The 17,711-nt window shown below is 71.2% G+C and carries 15 protein-coding genes and 1 pseudogene; 4 read left to right on the top strand and 12 right to left on the bottom strand.

Features of this window, described 5'->3' with window-relative positions:
- Window positions 1-16: 16 nt before the first annotated feature.
- The 4 genes from recX to BLU79_RS43850 form a co-directional block, all read right to left on the bottom strand.
- Window positions 17-982, bottom strand: coding sequence for a recombination regulator RecX (gene recX / locus BLU79_RS43865; RefSeq protein ID WP_177001421.1), 966 nt, complete (start codon window positions 980-982; stop codon window positions 17-19).
- A gap of 3 nt (window positions 983-985) precedes the next feature.
- Window positions 986-2,113: a recombinase RecA gene (recA, locus tag BLU79_RS43860; RefSeq protein WP_093911648.1), complete on the bottom strand. Its 1,128-nt coding sequence runs from the start codon at window positions 2,111-2,113 to the stop codon at window positions 986-988.
- 358 nt (window positions 2,114-2,471) lie between these two features.
- Entirely contained in the window at window positions 2,472-3,746 is a 1,275-nt protein-coding gene (locus tag BLU79_RS43855) for an AI-2E family transporter (RefSeq protein WP_093911647.1), read from the bottom strand.
- A gap of 60 nt (window positions 3,747-3,806) precedes the next feature.
- Entirely contained in the window at window positions 3,807-4,001 is a 195-nt protein-coding gene (locus BLU79_RS43850; RefSeq protein WP_093911646.1) for a DUF3046 domain-containing protein, read from the bottom strand.
- Between the two features lie 80 nt (window positions 4,002-4,081).
- Here BLU79_RS43850 and BLU79_RS43845 point away from each other — a divergent pair, with 80 nt between their 5' ends.
- The gene (locus BLU79_RS43845; RefSeq protein ID WP_093911645.1) at window positions 4,082-5,023 is read left to right on the top strand and encodes a hypothetical protein; all 942 of its coding nucleotides are present in this window, start codon (window positions 4,082-4,084) and stop codon (window positions 5,021-5,023) included.
- A 6-nt stretch (window positions 5,024-5,029) separates the two neighbouring features.
- Here BLU79_RS43845 and BLU79_RS43840 read toward each other — a convergent pair whose 3' ends face one another.
- From BLU79_RS43840 to BLU79_RS43830, 3 genes and pseudogenes are all read right to left on the bottom strand, one after another.
- Window positions 5,030-5,338 carry an AzlD domain-containing protein gene (locus BLU79_RS43840; RefSeq protein WP_093911644.1) on the bottom strand — a complete coding sequence of 103 codons (309 nt, stop codon included), beginning with the start codon at window positions 5,336-5,338 and terminating at the stop codon, window positions 5,030-5,032.
- Window positions 5,335-6,066 carry an AzlC family ABC transporter permease gene (locus BLU79_RS43835; protein WP_093911643.1) on the bottom strand — a complete coding sequence of 244 codons (732 nt, stop codon included), beginning with the start codon at window positions 6,064-6,066 and terminating at the stop codon, window positions 5,335-5,337. The genes BLU79_RS43840 and BLU79_RS43835 overlap by 4 nt, the downstream gene beginning before the upstream one ends.
- A 28-nt stretch (window positions 6,067-6,094) precedes the next feature.
- Window positions 6,095-6,927: pseudogene (locus BLU79_RS43830) on the bottom strand (AraC family transcriptional regulator); the annotation flags it as partial.
- A gap of 125 nt (window positions 6,928-7,052) precedes the next feature.
- Between BLU79_RS43830 and BLU79_RS43825 the strand changes: the two are divergent.
- The 3 genes from BLU79_RS43825 (at window position 7,053) to BLU79_RS43815 (ending at window position 13,881) form a co-directional block, all read left to right on the top strand.
- Window positions 7,053-12,116 carry an ATP-dependent helicase gene (locus BLU79_RS43825; RefSeq protein ID WP_093911642.1) on the top strand — a complete coding sequence of 1,688 codons (5,064 nt, stop codon included), beginning with the start codon at window positions 7,053-7,055 and terminating at the stop codon, window positions 12,114-12,116.
- Between the two features lie 92 nt (window positions 12,117-12,208).
- On the top strand, window positions 12,209-13,084 hold the full coding sequence (locus tag BLU79_RS43820; protein ID WP_093911641.1) for an Fpg/Nei family DNA glycosylase: 876 nt from the start codon (window positions 12,209-12,211) through the stop codon (window positions 13,082-13,084).
- Window positions 13,085-13,116: 32 nt separating this feature from the next.
- The gene (locus tag BLU79_RS43815) at window positions 13,117-13,881 is read left to right on the top strand and encodes an SDR family NAD(P)-dependent oxidoreductase (protein ID WP_093911640.1); all 765 of its coding nucleotides are present in this window, start codon (window positions 13,117-13,119) and stop codon (window positions 13,879-13,881) included.
- Here BLU79_RS43815 and BLU79_RS43810 read toward each other — a convergent pair.
- The 5 genes from BLU79_RS43810 to rimO form a co-directional block, all read right to left on the bottom strand.
- A complete protein-coding gene (locus BLU79_RS43810; RefSeq protein WP_093911639.1) occupies window positions 13,829-14,107 on the bottom strand; it encodes a hypothetical protein in 279 nt (92 codons plus the stop codon). The genes BLU79_RS43815 and BLU79_RS43810 overlap by 53 nt on opposite strands.
- Window positions 14,108-14,387: 280 nt before the next feature.
- Window positions 14,388-14,768: a helix-turn-helix domain-containing protein gene (locus tag BLU79_RS43805; RefSeq protein WP_030046881.1), complete on the bottom strand. Its 381-nt coding sequence runs from the start codon at window positions 14,766-14,768 to the stop codon at window positions 14,388-14,390.
- 109 nt (window positions 14,769-14,877) lie between these two features.
- Window positions 14,878-15,423, bottom strand: coding sequence for a CinA family protein (locus tag BLU79_RS43800; protein WP_093911638.1), 546 nt, complete (start codon window positions 15,421-15,423; stop codon window positions 14,878-14,880).
- Entirely contained in the window at window positions 15,420-16,217 is a 798-nt protein-coding gene (gene pgsA / locus BLU79_RS43795; protein WP_093911637.1) for a CDP-diacylglycerol--glycerol-3-phosphate 3-phosphatidyltransferase, read from the bottom strand. The genes BLU79_RS43800 and pgsA overlap by 4 nt, the downstream gene beginning before the upstream one ends.
- Entirely contained in the window at window positions 16,214-17,695 is a 1,482-nt protein-coding gene (gene rimO, locus BLU79_RS43790) for a 30S ribosomal protein S12 methylthiotransferase RimO (protein WP_093911636.1), read from the bottom strand. The genes pgsA and rimO overlap by 4 nt, the downstream gene beginning before the upstream one ends.
- Window positions 17,696-17,711 lie beyond the last annotated feature (16 nt).

Genomic DNA, 17,711 nt, shown 5'->3' with positions numbered 1-17,711 from the left:
AGGCCCGCTACCGGAATCAGAACCCCTCGTCCCCGAGGAACTCCGTGTCCTCGCCCTCTTCCTCCAGTGCCCGTCGGACCACCCGCAGGGCCATCCCCTCGGGGTAGCCCTTGCGGGCGAGCATGCCCGCGAGGCGGCGCAGGCGCTTGTCACGGTCGAGGCCGCGCGTGGAGCGGAGCTTGCGGGCGACGAGGTCGCGTGCGGTCGCCTCCTCCTGCTCGGAGTCGAGCTGTGCGACGGCCTCGTCGATCAGCGTGGAGTCGACGCCCTTGGTCCGCAGTTCCTGGGCGAGCGCGCGCCGGGCCAGTCCCCGGCCGTGATGCCGGGACTCCACCCAGGCGTCCGCGAAGGCACTGTCGTTGATGAGGCCGACCTCCTCGAACCGCGACAGCACCTCCTCGGCGGCGTCGTCCGGGATCTCCCGCTTGCGCAGGGCGTCCGCGAGTTGCTTCCGCGTGCGCGGGGTCCCGGTGAGCAGACGCAGGCAGATCGCCCGCGCCTGCTCCACCGGGTCCCCTGGGGACGACCTCTCCTCGGCCCTCGACGAGGAAGAGGCGCCTCCGTCCTCACCGGACGGCTCTGTGCGGCCGCGCCGTCGGCGCCCGCGTGAGCCGCCCGAGCCATCCGAACCCCGAGCCCCGCCACGGCCGCGACGGGAGCCGCCGCGGGGCGCACCGGCGCCGAGCGTCGAGCCGCCCTCCGGCCACGCCTCGCCGTCCACCGCACTCTGGCCGGGCTCATCGCCGTACGTCAGGCCCGGGCCGCCGTCATACGCCAGGCCCGACTCGTCGCCGTATCCCCCGTACGACGCGCTCCTGCCGTACGGCCTCGTGCCGTCGTTTCCCCCGTCCGCGTCATGGGCCGCGCCCTCTCCGTAGGCGTGGCCGCCCGTCCCGGAGGAGCCTGCGTCGCCGCCTTTCCCCCGCTCACGCGGAGCCTCCGGGTAGAGGCCGTATTCGGCCCAGTCCGTTCGCCGTGTCACTGATCAGCTCTTGGCGGTCGCGGCCTTGGTCTTGGCTGCCTTGGCCGCCGCCGGAGCGGGCACCGTCTTCGCGGCGTCGTCCGGGGTGGCGGAGACCGCGGCGTCCGCGCCCGGCTCGGCGGCCGGCTCCTCCGGACGCACACCGACGCCCAGCTTCTCCTTGATCTTCTTCTCGATCTCGTTGGCCAGGTCGGGGTTGTCCTTCAGGAAGTTGCGGGCGTTCTCCTTGCCCTGGCCGAGCTGGTCGCCCTCGTACGTGTACCAGGCGCCGGCCTTGCGGACGAAGCCGTGCTCCACGCCCATGTCGATCAGACCGCCCTCACGGCTGATGCCGTGGCCGTAGAGGATGTCGAACTCGGCCTGCTTGAAGGGCGGCGCGACCTTGTTCTTGACGACCTTGCAGCGGGTGCGGTTACCGACCGCCTCGGTGCCGTCCTTCAGGGTCTCGATGCGACGGATGTCGATGCGCACCGAGGCGTAGAACTTCAGCGCCCGGCCACCGGTCGTGGTCTCCGGCGAGCCGAACATCACGCCGATCTTCTCGCGGAGCTGGTTGATGAAGATCGCGGTGGTCTTGGACTGGTTGAGCGCGCTGGTGATCTTCCGCAGGGCCTGGCTCATCAGACGGGCCTGCAGACCGACGTGGCTGTCGCCCATCTCGCCCTCGATCTCCGCGCGCGGGACGAGCGCGGCGACGGAGTCGATGACGATCAGGTCGAGGGCGCCGGAGCGGACCAGCATGTCCACGATCTCCAGCGCCTGCTCGCCGTTGTCCGGCTGGGACAGGATCAGGTTGTCGATGTCGACGCCGAGCTTCTTCGCGTACTCGGGGTCGAGGGCGTGCTCCGCGTCCACGAAGGCGACCTGGCCGCCGGCCTTCTGGGCATTCGCCACCGCGTGCAGGGTCAGGGTCGTCTTACCGGAGGACTCCGGGCCGTACACCTCCACCACACGGCCACGCGGCAGGCCGCCGACGCCGAGCGCGACGTCGAGTGCGGTCGACCCGGTGGGGATGACCTCGATGGGCTCGTTCGGCCGCTCGCCCATGCGCATCACGGCGCCCTTGCCGAATTGCCGTTCAATCTGTGCGAGCGCGGCGTCGAGCGCCTTCTCGCGGTCGGTTCCTGCCATGGGTTCCACCCGGTTTGCTTGAGTCGATCGCTTCACGTCAAAGACGCTAACGCCTGCCACTGACAATGCGCCCCGACGCCCGTCCGGCCTGTGGATAACTCGGGCACTTCTCAGTCGAAACCGTGGCGAAATGCCCGCCGGGAGCCTTGCCGGAGCCTCCATGAGAATGGATGTTCGATTTTCGTGTCAAGCGCACCACGTGACACCTACGAGACTGGGTTCGGGGCCCGACACCGCCCCGGATTCCCGGCCGACCGTCCGCTCCGAGTCGGACTGCACACCGTTCTCACGGCTGTCCGCCGTGCCAGTCATGCCCGTCGTTGTCGTCAAGATCGTCGTGGCCTTCGTCGGCCTCGCCTCAGGTGGAGCTCTCCCCGGAACTCCCCGACTCCGACCTCGGCTTCGCCGATCCGGGCCGCCGGTCCCACAGCGCACGCACGCGCTTGACCAGGCCCCGCCCTGCTCCCCGTCCCCGGTGCCCGTGGACCCGGGGGTCGTCCGTGACGTCGTACCGCTTCACATACGCCCCCAGGAACGCCTGCAGCGTGGCGACAGCGGGAATGGCGATCAGCGCGCCCACCGCACCGAGGAGGGCGGTACCCGCGATGACCGAACCGAAGGCGACCGCCGGGTGGATGTCCACGGTCTTCGAGGTCAGCTTGGGCTGCAGCACATAGTTCTCGAACTGCTGGTAGACCACGACGAAGATCAGCACCCACAGCGCGTACCAGGGGTCGACCGTGAACGCGATCAGCATGGGCAGGGCGCCCGCGAGATAGGTGCCGATGGTTGGGATGAACTGCGAGACCAGACCGACCCACACGGCCAGCACGGGCGCATACGGCACATCCAGGCTCTCCAGCAGGATGTAGTGGGCTATGCCGGAGATCAGCGCCATCAGACCGCGCGAGTACAAGTAGCCGCCGGTCTTGTTGACGGCGATCTCCCACGCGCGCAGCACCTCGGCCTGCCGGGCGGGCGGCAGCACGGAGCACAGGGCTCGGCGCAGTCGCGGGCCGTCCGCGGCGAAGTAGAACGAGAACAGCGTGATCGTCAGCAGCTGGAACAGTCCGCCGAGGACCTGGGCGGACACGTCCAGGACGCCGGTGGCGCTGTTCTGCACATAGTTACGCAGCCAGTCGGAGCGGAGCAGGCCCTCCTGGACGTCCACGCGGCGCAGCTCGGTGTGGAAGTGTGCGTTGATCCAGTTGATGACGGAGTCGAGGTAGTTCGGAAAGTCCTCGACGATCTTGATGATCTGGCCCGCGAGCATGGACCCCAGCAGCGTCACGAACCCGGCGGACACCACGATCACGGCGAGGAAGACGATGCCGGTGGCCAGGCCTCGGCGCATGCCGCGCGAGGCCATCCAGCTCACCGCCGGCTCGATGGCCAGGGCCAGGAAGAACGCGATGAGGATGTTGATCAGCAGCCCGGTGAGCTGGTGAAAGGCCCAGCTGCCCAGCTGGAACACACCGACGAGCGCCAGCGCGAGCACCATGGCGCGCGGGAGCCAACGAGGCATGCGGGCGTCCGGCCCGGCGGCGCCTTCGCCCGGCGGCGGGGTGGGCGGCGTCGTGCCGAACGGGGATTCGTGCCGGGCGGGCTGCCCGGTCTCGTCAGTGCGTGCCACGGAGCAAGTCTCGCCCACGCCACCGACAACCGGCTCCCGTCCTGCGATCTTCGTGACCGGTCAACGCTTCTCCCCCGGAACGTTCATGACGGCGCAGACCACACGCCATACGTCCTTGGCCTCCCAACCGGAGTTCAGCGCCTCGTGCACCGTGCGCCCGCCGAGCTCCGCCATCACGTGGTCGCGCGCGAAGGTGTCGGCGTACCCCGGACCGAAGTGGGCCGCCATCCGCTCCCAGAAGACCGTCAACCGCATGCGTCCAGTATCCCGCCCCTGAGAGTGGGCCTGCGCCGGGACCGCTTGCCGAGACCGCTTTCCGCCCTACGGTCTGTCGCATGGCCGAAACAGGAGCCCCCCTCCCCCCGACGCCCCCGGCGCACTCTCCGCTCTTCCGCGCCGAGCAGTTCGTCTGGCTCACCGCGCGCGTACTGGAACAGCGCCTCTTCGCGTACCACTTCCTGAACGGCGCCGCCGACCCGGTGGAGACCGCGCTGGACGCCTACCGCAACGAGGACGGCGGGTACGGCCACGCACTGGAACCCGATCTGCGCGGCCCGGTCAGCCAGCCGCTGCACACCGGTCACGCACTGCACATCCTGGACGCCATCGAACGCTGCGGCGGACAGCGCGTGGACCGTGTGTGCCGCTACCTCACCTCGGTCGCCACGCCGGACGGCGCCCTCCCGGCGATCCACCCCAGCCAGCGCGGCTACCCCGCGGCTCCTTTCCTGCCGATCGTGGACGACCCACCCAGCGCGCTCCTGGCCACCGGGCCGGTGGTCGGCGTCCTGCACCGCAACGAGGTGTGGCACGCCTGGCTGTTCCGAGCCACGGACTTCTGCTGGCAGGCGGTCGAGTCCCTGGAGAAGTCCCATCCCTACGAGATCGAGGCCGCCGTGGCCTTCCTGGACTCCGCTCCCGACCGCACGCGCGCGGAGACGGCCGCCGACCGACTGGGCCGCCTGGTGCGCGAGCAGTGCCTGGCGGTACTGGAGCCGGACAACCTCGACGCGTACCCCGTCCCCGCCGGCTACGCCCCCGGCGAGCACCACTTCCCGCACCACTACGCGAGGACACCGCGTTCCCTCGCGCGCGCGTGGTTCACGGACGACGAGATGAACCGCTCCCTCGACCACCTGGCGGGCGAGCAGCAGGAGGACGGCGGCTGGCCCATCGTCTGGCGCCAGTGGGCACCGGGCACCGCCCTCGAGGCACGCCCCATGGTGACGATCGAGGCGTTGCGCACCCTCAGGGCATACGGCCGCCACATCGGCTGACCCGCCTCACCCGCCCATGGCCCGCACCCCGGCCGTCACCACCACGGCCGCCGCGACGACAAGCAGGAACGGGGCCCGCAGAACGAGCACCACGGCAGCCGCAGCGACTCCGGCCGCCCTCGCGTCCAGCACCAGCGCATGCCCGTCGCCGAACGTCTGCTGAGCCGTGAGAGCGGCAAGGAGGGCGACGGGCAACAGGGCGGCAAGACGCCGAACGAGAGGCTTCTCAAGAGCCCCTGCGGGCACGAGCAGCCCGACCAGCTTGACTGCGTAACAACCGAGAGCGGTGACGCCGATCGCCATCCAGATGCTCACAGCTCTCCCTCCCGCGTGTCTCCCCTACGACGCCCCTCGGCCCACAGCACGACCGGCGCCGCGAGGGCGGCGACCAGAACGGGCACACCAGCGGGCAGCACCGGCAACAACCCGAGCCCCAGAACCACGGCCAGACCGGCGACGGCCCGTTCGGTCGCGGACTTCAGCATCGGCGCGAGCAACGCCAGGAACACGGCGGGCCCGGCCGCGTCGAGCCCCCAGGCATCGGTGTCGCCGATGGCCTCGGCGCCCAGCCCCCCGAGCAACGTCGTGAGATTCCACAGCACGTACAAGCTCAGCCCTGTCACCACGAACCCGATGCGCGCACTGCGCCGCGTCGGCTGCGCCAGCGCGACAGCGGCGGTCTCGTCGATCACCCACTGCGCGGCGAACGGCCGCACCGCGCGCGGGAGGCTGAGCAATTGCGACAACCGCAGCCCGTAGAACGCGTTGCGCACCCCCAGGAAGAAGGCGCCCGCAGCCGCGGTCAACGGGGTGCCGCCTGCCGCGAGCGCCCCCACGAGCGCGAACTGCGACGCTCCCGTGAACACCAGCAGGCTGAGCGCACAGGTCTGCAAGAGCGTGAGGCCACTGCCCGCCGACGTCACCCCGAAGGCGAACCCGGACAGCCCGACGGCGACTCCAACGCCCAAGGCGTCCCGTACGACAGCCGCGTCGGGCTTGCCTCCGGCGGCGCGGAGGTCTGCGAGAGTTTTCTGTTCTGCCACGCCTGCGACGCTACGAAAGCCCCTGCCAGGCGTCTTGTACGTTCTTGCGCTCCCGCTGATAGGCCCCCGGCGGTACGCCGACGATCCTGGTGAAATGCCGGTTCAGATGCGGCTGGTCGGTGAACCCCACGGCGATGGCGGCCTCCGCCGGCGAGCCCCCCGCGTCCAACAGCTGCCGAGCCCGCCGTATCCGCGCATCGGTGAGCCAGGTGTGCGGCGGCATCCCGTACAGGTCCCGAAACGCCCGCAGCAAGGCGAACGGCCCGGTACCGAGATCGGAGGCCAGCCTCTCCAGACTCGGCGGCTTGGCCATCCGCTCCTCCAACACCCCACGCGCGCGTACCGCGATCCGAGCCCCCGCGGTCCGCACCTCCCGCTGCGGCAGAGCCCCGCCGTTCAACCGCAGCAGCCGCGTCACGGCCACGCGAAGCAACGTGTCGGCAGCCAGCGCGTTCCCCTCGTCGGCGGCACGCAGCACTTGATGCACCAGACCCACGGTGTACGGATCATCCAGAACCGGCCTGACGAACCCCGGTGTCCCGCTGATCGAGGTGGTCTCGGCCGCGATCTCCGCCACCACCTCCGGCGACGGATACACGGCCCCGTACTGCCACCCCTCAGGAACCCCCGCCCGCCCCGTATGCGCCGTATCCGGATTGACCAACGCAAGCGCACCGGCCCCGCGTACTGATCGGTGCCCCGACAGTGAAAGACCTCCACACCATCCGCGATGGCGGCGATCACAAAGTTCTCATGGGTGTGCCGCACGAACGTCTTCCGGATGTACCGGGCCCGCAGCAGATCGACACCGGGCAACTCGGCGTACTGCCAGTGCCGCGCCCGCTCCGCTGAACCTGCCATGGGTCAATTCTCCGCCAGACGCCGAGGGCTGTAGGCCCACAGGCCCGCACCCCCACCAAACCCCCAGGCCGAAGACATTTCCCCAGCTCAGCCCCATTGTCAGTACCCGGGTGCAGGATGGACGCATGGTCAGCAACGCACACCGAGCCCTAGCCGGCTTCTCCCCCGCAACCCGCGGCTGGTTCGCGGGCGCCTTCTCCGCGCCCACCGCGGCCCAGGCGGGCGCGTGGCAGGCCATCCGCGAGGGCTCGGACGTGCTGGTGGTCGCCCCCACCGGCTCCGGCAAGACCCTGGCCGCCTTCCTCGCCGCCCTCGACCAGCTCGCCTCCACACCCCCACCGGCCGACCCCAGGAAACGCTGCCGCGTCCTCTACGTCTCCCCGCTCAAGGCACTGGCCGTGGATGTGGAACGCAACCTCCGCAGCCCTCTGACCGGCATCCGCCAGGAATCCGTACGCCTCGGCCTGCCCGAACCCGAAGTAAAGGTGGGCATCCGCTCGGGCGACACCCCCGCCGCAGAGCGCCGAGCCCTGTCCACGCGCCCCCCGGACATCCTGATCACCACCCCCGAGTCCCTCTTCCTGATGCTGACGTCGGCCACCCGCGACGCCCTGACCGGCATCGAGACGGTGATCCTGGACGAGGTCCACGCCGTGGCGGGCACCAAGCGCGGCGCCCACCTCGCACTCACCCTGGAGCGACTGGACGAGCTCCTCCCGAAGCCGGCCCGCCGCATCGGCCTGTCGGCCACCGTCCGCCCGGTCGACGAGATCGCCCGCTACCTCTCGCCCCGCCGCAAGGTGGAGATCGTCCAGCCGAAGTCGGGCAAGGAGTTCGACCTCTCGGTCGTGGTCCCGGTCGAGGACCTCGGCGAGCTCGGCGGCTCCCCTGTCGCCGACGGCGGCGAAGGCGCAGAACGCCCTTCGATCTGGCCGCACGTCGAAGAGCGCATCGCGGACCTCGTCCAGTCCCACCGCTCCACCATCGTCTTCGCCAACTCCCGCCGCCTCGCGGAGCGCCTCTGCAACCGCCTCAACGAGATCGCCTACGAACGGGCCACCGGCGAACCCCTGGACGAGCACCACGCCCCGGCCGAACTCATGGGCGGCTCGGGCGCGGCCCAGGGCGCACCCCCGGTCATCGCCCGCGCCCACCACGGCTCGGTCTCCAAGGAACAGCGCGCCCTGGTCGAGGAGGACCTCAAGGCGGGCCGCCTCCCCGCGGTGGTGGCCACGTCGAGCCTCGAGCTGGGCATCGACATGGGCGCGGTGGACCTCGTGGTCCAGGTCGAATCCCCGCCCTCGGTCGCCTCCGGCCTCCAGCGGGTCGGCCGCGCGGGACACCAGGTCGGCGCGGTCTCCACGGGCGTGGTGTTCCCGAAGTACCGCGGCGACCTCGTCCAGGCAGCCGTGGTCACCGAACGGATGCGCACCGGCTCCATCGAGTCCCTCAAGGTCCCGGCCAACCCTCTCGACGTCCTCGCCCAGCAGCTCGTCGCCATGACGGCGATGGACACCTGGCAGTTCGACGACCTCCTCACCATGGTCCGCCGGGCCGCACCCTTCGCCTCCCTCCCCGAATCCGCCTTCACAGCGGTCCTCGACATGCTCGCCGGCCGCTACCCGTCCGACGCCTTCGCGGAACTTCGCCCACGCGTGGTCTGGGACCGGGTAGCCGGCACGATCACCGGCCGCCCCGGCGCACAGCGCCTCGCGGTCACCTCCGGGGGCACCATCCCGGACCGCGGCCTCTTCGGTGTCTTCCTCGCCGGATCCGACCCCAAGAAGGGCGGCGGCAGGGTCGGCGAGCTCGACGAGGAGATGGTCTACGAGTCCCGCGTCGGGGACGTGTTCACGCTCGGCACCAGCTCCTGGCGCATCGAGGACATCACACGCGACCGCGTCCTGGTGTCCCCCGCCCCAGGCGTACCGGGCCGCCTCCCCTTCTGGAAGGGCGACCAGCTGGGCCGCCCGCTGGAACTGGGCCGTGCGGTGGGCGCGTTCCTGCGCGAGGTCGGCTCGCTGCCCAAGGAGGACGCCCGCCTTCGCCTGCTCGCCGCAGGATTGGACACATGGGCGGCCGACAACGTCCTGTCCTACCTGGACGAGCAGCGCGAGGCCTGCGGACACATCCCGGACGACCGCACGATCGTCGTCGAGCGCTTCCGCGACGAACTCGGCGACTGGCGCGTCGTCGTGCACTCCCCCTTCGGTGCCCAGGTCCACGCCCCCTGGGCCCTCGCCCTCGGCGCGAAGCTCTCCGAGCGGTACGGCATGGACGCGCAGGTCATGCACGCCGACGACGGCATCGTGCTGCGCCTGCCCGACGCCGACCTCATGGGCCTGGACCTCCTGGACCAGGAACCGAGGAAGGCCGGCGCGGAGTACGACGCCGACCAGGCGCCCGTCGGCGCGGCGGACGTCGTCTTCGACAAGGGCGACGTCGACCAGATCGTCACCGACCAGGTCGGCGGCTCGGCCCTCTTCGCGTCCCGCTTCCGCGAGTGCGCCGCCCGCGCGCTGCTGCTGCCCCGCCGCAACCCCGGCAAGCGCACCCCACTGTGGCAGCAGCGTCAGCGCGCCGCGCAACTGCTCCAGGTGGCAAGCGAGTTCGGCTCGTTCCCGATCGTCCTGGAGGCGGTCCGCGAGTGTCTCCAGGACGTCTTCGACGTCCCGGGCCTGACAGAGCTCATGGGAGACCTGGAGGCCCGCAAGGTGCGCCTTGTCGAGGTCACCACCCCCGAGCCGTCCCCCTTCGCGCGCTCTCTCCTCTTCGGCTACGTCGCCCAGTTCCTGTACGAGGGAGACTCCCCGCTCGCCGAGCGCCGCGCCGCCGCCCTGTCGCTGGACTCCCGGCTGCTGGCCGAGCTGCTCGGCCAGGCGGAGCTGCGCGAGCTGCTCGACGCCGAGGTGCTGACCGAGCTGGAGCGAGAACTCCAGTGGCTCACCGAGGACCGTCGCATCAAGGACGTCGAAGGCGTCGCCGACATCCTCCGTCTGCTCGGCCCGCTCACCGACGCCGAGTTGGCCGAGCGGGGCGCCGAACCGCACTGGGCCCAGGAGTTGGCCGGCGCTCGCCGCGCCATCAAGGTCCGTATCGCCGGCACCGACCACTGGGCGGCGATCGAGGACGCGGGCCGCCTGCGCGACGCGCTCGGCACCGCCCTGCCAGTCGGTATCCCCGAGGCCTTCACCGAGCCGGTTAAGGACCCGCTCGGCGATCTCCTCGCGCGCTACGCCCGCACCCACGGCCCGTTCACCTCGACCACGGCTGCGGCCCGCTTCGGTCTGGGCGTGGCGGTCACGGAGGGCGCCCTCCAGCGTCTGGCGGCGGGCGGGCGGGTCGTACAAGGCGAGTTCCACCCGGCCGGCATCGGCCAGGAGTGGTGCGACGCGACCGTCCTGCGCCGCCTGCGCCGCCGGTCGCTGGCCGCCTTGCGTCATGAACTGGAGCCGGTGCCGCCGACCGCTCTCGCGCAGTTCCTGCCGCAGTGGCAGCACATCGGCAAGGGCCACGGACTGCGCGGCGTCGACGGACTCGTGCGCGCCATCGAGCAGTTGCAGGGCGCGTCCGTACCCGCGTCCGCCCTGGAGAAGCTGGTCCTGCCATCCCGCGTCGCGAACTACACCCCCGCCATGCTCGATGAGCTCACCTCAGCCGGCGAGGTCGTCTGGGCCGGAGCCGGCTCGCTCCCCGGCAAGGACGGCTGGGTCTCCCTCTACATGGCGGACGCGGCACCCCTGCTCCTGCCGCAACCCCACCCCTTGGAGCCGACGGCGCTGCACCAGTCAGTCCTTGACGCCCTGTCCGGCGGATACGGCCTGTTCTTCCGTCAGATCGCCGACCAGATCCGCGCCACCACCCACCCCGACGCCACCGACCCCCAACTCGCCGACGCCCTCTGGGAACTGGCCTGGTCGGGCCGCCTGACGAACGACACGCTCGCACCCATGCGCTCCCTGCTGGGCTCCGGCCGCACCGCGGGCTCCACGGCCCACCGCGCCAAGCGCACCGTTCCGCGCGGCCGCTACGGCTCCCTCACGGCCGCGGCCCGCCCCGCCTCCCGCACCGGCCCGCCCACCGTCGCCGGCCGCTGGGCCCTGCTCCCGGCACACGAAGCCGACCCGACCGTGCGTGCCCACGCCCTGGCCCGCACACTCCTCGACCGGCACGGCGTCGTGACCCGGGGTGCGGTCAGCGCGGAGGGCGTCGAGGGCGGCTTCTCAGCGACGTATCGCATCCTGTCCGCCTTCGAGGACAGCGGCCAGGCCCGCCGCGGCTATATCGTCGAAGGGCTCGGCGCCGCCCAGTTCGCGATGGACGGCGCGGTGGACCGCCTGCGCGCGGTCGCCAACGCTCGCGAACGCGGCGACACCCTGCCCGGCCCGAGCACCCCCGACACCTACGGCGCTCCCGGCCCTGACGGATCCCACGGCTCGTACCGATCCGACAGCCTTGGCACCACCGGCGACTTCGGCGCCTCCGATGGCTCCACCCCATCCGCCCCTGACCAAGGCAACCCCTTCAGATACGACGCCCCTGACAGCGCCGCTCCGTACAACACCCCTGAGAGCGCGACCTCGTACGGCACCCCTGACACCGCCCCCACGTACGACATCCCCGACCTCGACCACGACTTCCTGGACGCCCACCTCGGCCCCGGCGACTACGTCTCACCCCGCGACCTCGCCCCCCAGACCGGCCGGCGCACCCCGCAAAGCCCCGCATGGCACAACGGCGGCACACCGTACGGATCCGGCCCCGGCTTCGCCCCCCGCCACGGCCGCCCCGCCGCCGACACCCGAGCCGTCGTCCTCGCCGCCGCCGACCCGGCGAACGCGTACGGCGCAGCCCTCGCCTGGCCCGAGCCCCCCACCGGCGCCGGGCACAAGCCGGGCCGCAAGGCGGGCTCCCTCGTGGTGCTCGTCGACGGCGAGCTGACCCTCTACATGGAGCGCGGCGGCAAGACACTGCTGGCCTGGCCCTCGACCCCCGACAACGAACCCACCGACGACCCCCGCCTGCACACAGCCGCGGAAGCCCTGGCCTCGGCCGCCCGCGCGGGCTCCCTCGGCACGGTCACGGTGGAACGCGTGAACGGCGCCTCAGCCCTGACCTCCCCCATAGGCACCCTCCTGGAAGGAGCGGGCTTCATCGCAACACCCCGAGGCCTACGCCTACGCGCCTGACCCGAACCGCAGGCCTCAACCCCCTCCTTCCTCCCCCACGGCCGCACACCACTTCCCGCCCCGCTACCTTCCACCCATGCCACCCTGGACCCATGCCCGAAGGAGACACCGTCTGGCAGACCGCGAGGCGACTGCACACCGCGCTCGCGGGCAGGACGCTGACCCGCACCGACTTCCGGGTACCGAAGTACGCCACGGTCGACCTCACAGGCCGAACCGTCCTGGACGTCACCCCACGCGGCAAACACCTCCTCACCCGCGTCGAGGGCGGCCTGACGGTCCACTCGCACCTCGGCATGGAAGGCTCCTGGAAGGTCTACACCGACCAGCAGCGCTGGACGGGCGGCCCCGCCCACCAGATCCGCGTGATCCTCGCCGCCGCCCCCGCCACCGCTTCCACCCCCGGTCCCGCCCGTACCGCCATCGGCTACCGCCTCCCCGTCCTCGATCTCCTACGCACCACCGAGGAAGACCGAGCCGTCGGCCACCTGGGCCCCGACCTGCTGGGCCCGGACTGGAACCCCGACCGCGCCCTCGCCAACCTCCTCGCAGACCCCGCCCGCCCCCTCGGCGAAGCCCTCCTGGACCAGCGCAACCTCGCCGGCATCGGCAATGTCTACAAGAGCGAGCTCTGCTTCCTGCTCCGCGCCACCCCCTGGCTCCCCGTCGGCGCACTCCCCGCCGAGCACACCGCCCAACTGCCCGTACTCGCCAAGAAGCTCCTGGAGGCCAACCGCGACCGCCCGGTCCGCAGCACGACGGGCCGCCGCGGCCAGGACCTCTTCGTGTACGGCCGCGCCGACCGCCCCTGCCTGCGCTGCGGCACCTCGATCCGCGCGGCCGACCAGGGCGACGGTTCCCGCGAGCGCCCCACCTACTGGTGCCCCGACTGCCAGGCGGGCCCGGCCCCGAGCAAGGCACCCGCCACCACCGCACGCCGCAGAACTCTGCCCCGCACGACCAATTGACGACCCGTCAGAAACCCTCGTACCGTCCCTTCATGGGCGTGAAGGCGTACGACCTCACCGGACGCACCGCATTCCTCACCGGCGCCGCCAGCGGAATCGGCCGTGCCTCGGCCGTCCTGCTCGCCGAGGCCGGCGCCACCGTGCACTGCGCCGACCGTGACGCGCAGGGCCTGCACGACACGACGACCCTGATCAAGGCAAGCGGCGGCACCGCCCGCGCCCACCACCTCGACGTCACCGACCGCGAACAGCTCCGCCAGGCCGTCGCCACCTGCGAGCGCCTCGACGTGATGGCCGCGGTCGCCGGGATCATGCACAGCAGCCCGGTCCTGGAGACCCACGACGAGGATCTCGACCGCGTGCTGAACGTCAATTTCAAGGGTGTGCTGCACGCCTGCCAGGAGGCCGCCCGCGCGATGCTCGCCCAGCACGTCCGGGGCAGCATCATCACCATGGCCTCGGGCGCCGTCGACACCGGCGGCCCCGGCCTGCTCTGCTACGGCGCGGCCAAGGCGGCCGTCGTGCAGCTGACGAAGACGCTGGCCACGGAGATGGGCCCGCACGGCATCCGCGTCAACGCGGTCGCCCCGGGCTGGATCCGCACTCCCATGACCGACCGCCACGACACCGCGGCGCAGACACAGACCGAGGCGTTCATGGCCCGGATGTCGCCGCTGGGCCGGGTCGGCGAGCCGGAGGACATTGCGCACGCCGTGCTGCACCTGGCGTCCGACGCCTCGTCCTTCACGACGGGGCAGATCCTGCGTCCGAACGGCGGTGTGGCGATGCCTTGGTAGGCCGCCCCCTCCGCCAGGCGTCCGCCCACCGCCGCGGATCGACGGTGCCGACGGCCCGCGCCTTCGGCACACAGCGCACCGGCAGCAGGCTCAGCCCCCACCCTCCGGCTGCGACGGCCGCCTCCAGGGCCCCCGTGTCCGGCACGAGCGCGAGCCGCAGCACGGCCCACCACCACAGCGCCCCGAACGCGAGGATCACCCCCAAGCGCGCTATCGGCCGTGCCATCCACCCACCTCCAGCCCGAGGCTAGGCCGCCCGCTCACCCGCCGGGAGGGCGCACCGACGGCACACGGATGCAGCGCGGGCCAACGTCGTCACAGTGCGTCAGGGCGCCGTCACACCCTCCACGATGGCCTCCGCGCCGCGCAGCGGCAAACGGACCCGGCGCACCCCGTACAGCACGAAACCCCGACCGCACTTCCCCAGATCTCCCTGGAGAAGCCCCGGCCGGGGCCTCACACAACTCCTTCGGCGCGTGGTCAGCCCACGCGCACCGGCGACACCGTCACGCGGCGACCACGTCGACCGCCTCGGAAGGCGCCTTGATGGTCACCCGTTCCGGTGGCACACCGGTCACCGACACGGAACCCAGCATCGGACGGACCGACGCGGGTACAGGCTCGCTGGGTGTGGCCGCGGCAGACTGTGCCAGCTCGGCGAGGGCGAGTTCGTCGCTCACTTCCCGCATGAGCTCGGACATCCGTACGTCCAGCGCGTCGCAGATCGCGGCGAGCAGCTCGGAGGAAGCCTCCTTCTGCCCCCGCTCCACCTCGGAGAGATAGCCGAGTGAAACTCGGGCGGACGAGGAGACTTCGCGCAGAGTACGGCCCTGGCGCTGGCGCTGCCGACGCAGCACGTCACCCAGCAGGCGACGGAGCAGAATCATCGGTGGCTCCCTCCTCGGACCGCGTAGCCGCATCCTTCACGCCCCACCGTACCGCCTTGCGCCGCGGCCGTGCGGGGAGCGATGTCGTGTTCACTAAGGGCTGCAAACATCAAAACCCCCCGTTCTGTTCCGTATCCTGTGCCCGCTCATTCCCAGTGTGTTCGCTCGCAAGCTCCTTCAGGAGCAGCGCGAGTACGCTCCGTACACTCTCCATACGAATTTCCTCGCGGGCGCCGTTCAACCGCAGGGCCTCCACTTTTCCGCCACCGGCGGAACCGGAACCGGGTCCGAGCGGCCCGTCCACGGCCACGAAGACCGTCCCCACGGGCTGTCCGTCCTGTGACTCGGGCCCCGCGACACCTGTCGTCGCGACGCCCCAGTCGGCCCCCAGAGCCTTCCGCACTCCTGCCGCCATCTGGGCCGCTACCTGCGGATTCACCGCTCCGTGCTGAGCCAGCAGAGTGGCGTCGACCCCGAGCAGCTCATGCTTGAGCCCGGTGGCGTAGGCGGTCACCGAACCGCGGAACGCCTTGGATGCCCCAGGGGTGGCTGTGATTTCCGCCGCAACCAGTCCGCCCGTGAGCGACTCGGCGACAGCGAGCGTCTCGCCCCTCACTGTGAGTAGTCGCACCACGTCGGTGGCCGGGGAACTCACGCTTCCGTCTCCTCCAACGCGGCCTTGCGCTCGGCGATTCCCTGCCTGCGCAGCACAATGGCTTGTCTCACATAGTCGAGCCCGGTCACCACGGTCAGGACGACCGCCGCAGCCATCACCCACCACCTCAGGGTGGCCAGCCACCCCGTCAGTGCCAGGATGTACATCCCGACGGCCACGCCCTGTGTGAGGGTCTTGAGCTTGCCGCCCCGGCTCGCCGGGATGACGCCGTACCGGATGACGATGAAACGCAGCAGCGTGACCCCGAGTTCCCGGCCGAGGATGATGCCCGTCACCCACCACGGCAGATCGCCCAGGGCGGACAGACAGATCAGCGCCGCCCCCATGATCGCCTTGTCGGCGATGGGGTCGGCGATCTTCCCGAAGTCGGTGACGAGGTTGTACGTCCGCGCAAGATGACCGTCGAACAGGTCGGTGATCATGGCGATGGCGAAGGCCGCCCAGGCGAGCGAGCGCCACGCCGGGTCGTACCCGCCGTCGGCCAGCATCAGCGCGACGAACGCGGGCACGAGGACCAGCCGGAGCATGGTCAGGAGGTTGGCGATGTTCCAGACGCTGGCCTGGTTGACGGCCGCAGCCGCGATCTTTCCACCGCGTGGCCCGGACTTGGCACCGCCCGACGCACCGGATTCGGCGCCGCCCGCCTGCGAGGCACCGCCCTTGGAGGCACCGGCCTTCGCACCGCCGGCCTTGGACGAACCCACCGCGCTCACCTTGCCCACCGCACCCGCCGGGGAGGAACCGCCCGCTGCGGACGCCGGAACTCCGGTCATCTGCCGGCCTCCTCACCACACGCGAGCGTGCCCTGCAGCGGCTCGGCCACCAGGTCGACACCTTCCGTGCCGACCACCTTCGCCTCGACCATACGACCGATGGCCAGCCCCGCGCCGCTCGTGAGCAGCACCTGGCCGTCCGTCTCCGGCGCCTGGTGCGCGCCACGGCCGTACGCGCCCTCCGCCGAATCCTCGGCGTCCACGCCCTCGACGAGCACGTGCACGGTCTCCCCGACGCGCTCCTCGGCCCGCTGCGAGACGAGTTCCTCGGCCAGCCGGGAGACACGTGCCAGCCGCTCGGCGACGACGTCCTCGTCGAGCTTGTTGTCGTACGTCGCGGCCTCCGTGCCCTCCTCGTCGGAGTAGCCGAAGACACCGATGGCGTCCAGCCGTGCCCCGTTCAGGAACCGCTCCAGTTCGGCCAGGTCGGCCTCGGTCTCCCCGGGGAAGCCCACGATGAAGTTGGAGCGCACGCCGGCCTGGGGAGCCTTGCTGCGGATGGTGTCGAGCAGTTCCAGGAAGCGGTCGGTGTCACCGAAGCGGCGCATCGCGCGCAGCACGTCGGGGGCGGAGTGCTGGAAGGACAGGTCGAAGTACGGCATGACCTTCGGCGTCGAGGTCAGGACGTCGATCAGCCCGGGCCGCATCTCGGCCGGCTGGAGGTAGCTCACCCGGACCCGCTCGATGCCGTCGACCTCCGACAGCTCCGGCAGGAGGGACTCCAGCAGCCGGATGTCGCCCAGGTCCTTGCCGTACGACGTGTTGTTCTCGGAGACCAGCATGATCTCCTTGACGCCCTGTTCGGCCAGCCACCGCGTCTCGTTCAGCACATCGCTCGGGCGGCGTGAGATGAAGGAGCCCCGGAAGGACGGAATGGCGCAGAAGGAGCAGCGCCGGTCGCAGCCGGAGGCGAGCTTCACCGAGGCGACCGGGGCGCCGTCGAGACGGCGGCGCAGGGGCGCACGCGGGCCGGAGGCCGGAGCGAGCCCTTCCGGAAGATCGACGGGCGCGTGCCCGGGCAGCGCGACACCGGCCGCCGACTCCTGCCGCTCGGCCGGACTGATCGGCAGCAGCTTGCGCCGGTCGCGCGGGGTGTGCGCGGCGTGGATGCCGCCGTTCAGGATGGTCTGCAGGCGGTCCGAGATGTTCGTGTAGTCGTCGAAGCCGAGCACGCCGTCGGCCTCGGGAAGGGCCTCGGCGAGGTCCTTGCCGTACCGCTCGGCCATACAGCCCACCGCCACGACGGCCTGGGTTCTCCCATGCCCCTTGAGATCATTGGCCTCCAGGAGTGCGTCGACGGAATCCTTCTTGGCGGCGTCGACGAAGCCACACGTGTTGACCACGGCGACATCCGCGTCCGCGGCGTCCTCCACGAGATCCCAGCCGTCCGCCTCCAAACGGCCTGCGAGCTCCTCCGAGTCCACCTCGTTACGGGCGCAGCCAAGAGTGACGAGTGCGACGGTACGGCGTTCAGGCATGGGCTCAAGACTACTT

Source organism: Streptomyces sp. cf386 (assembly GCF_900103585.1).
Lineage (GTDB): Bacteria > Actinomycetota > Actinomycetes > Streptomycetales > Streptomycetaceae > Streptomyces.
This window is presented reverse-complemented; position numbering and strand designations above follow the sequence as displayed.

Bases quoted from the DNA above. Each gene is read 5' to 3' on its own strand.
- BLU79_RS43850 (WP_093911646.1), bottom strand. From the start codon at position 4,001: ATGCGGTTGACGGTCTTCTGGGAGCGGATGGCGGCCCACTTCGGTCCG.
- recA (WP_093911648.1), bottom strand. From the start codon at position 2,113: ATGGCAGGAACCGACCGCGAGAAGGCGCTCGACGCCGCGCTCGCACAG.
- rimO (WP_093911636.1), bottom strand. From the start codon at position 17,695: ATGCCTGAACGCCGTACCGTCGCACTCGTCACTCTTGGCTGCGCCCGT.
- BLU79_RS43805 (WP_030046881.1), bottom strand. From the start codon at position 14,768: ATGATTCTGCTCCGTCGCCTGCTGGGTGACGTGCTGCGTCGGCAGCGC.
- BLU79_RS43815 (WP_093911640.1), top strand. From the start codon at position 13,117: ATGGGCGTGAAGGCGTACGACCTCACCGGACGCACCGCATTCCTCACC.
- BLU79_RS43825 (WP_093911642.1), top strand. From the start codon at position 7,053: ATGGTCAGCAACGCACACCGAGCCCTAGCCGGCTTCTCCCCCGCAACC.
- BLU79_RS43845 (WP_093911645.1), top strand. From the start codon at position 4,082: ATGGCCGAAACAGGAGCCCCCCTCCCCCCGACGCCCCCGGCGCACTCT.
- pgsA (WP_093911637.1), bottom strand. From the start codon at position 16,217: ATGACCGGAGTTCCGGCGTCCGCAGCGGGCGGTTCCTCCCCGGCGGGT.
- BLU79_RS43820 (WP_093911641.1), top strand. From the start codon at position 12,209: ATGCCCGAAGGAGACACCGTCTGGCAGACCGCGAGGCGACTGCACACC.
- BLU79_RS43810 (WP_093911639.1), bottom strand. From the start codon at position 14,107: ATGGCACGGCCGATAGCGCGCTTGGGGGTGATCCTCGCGTTCGGGGCG.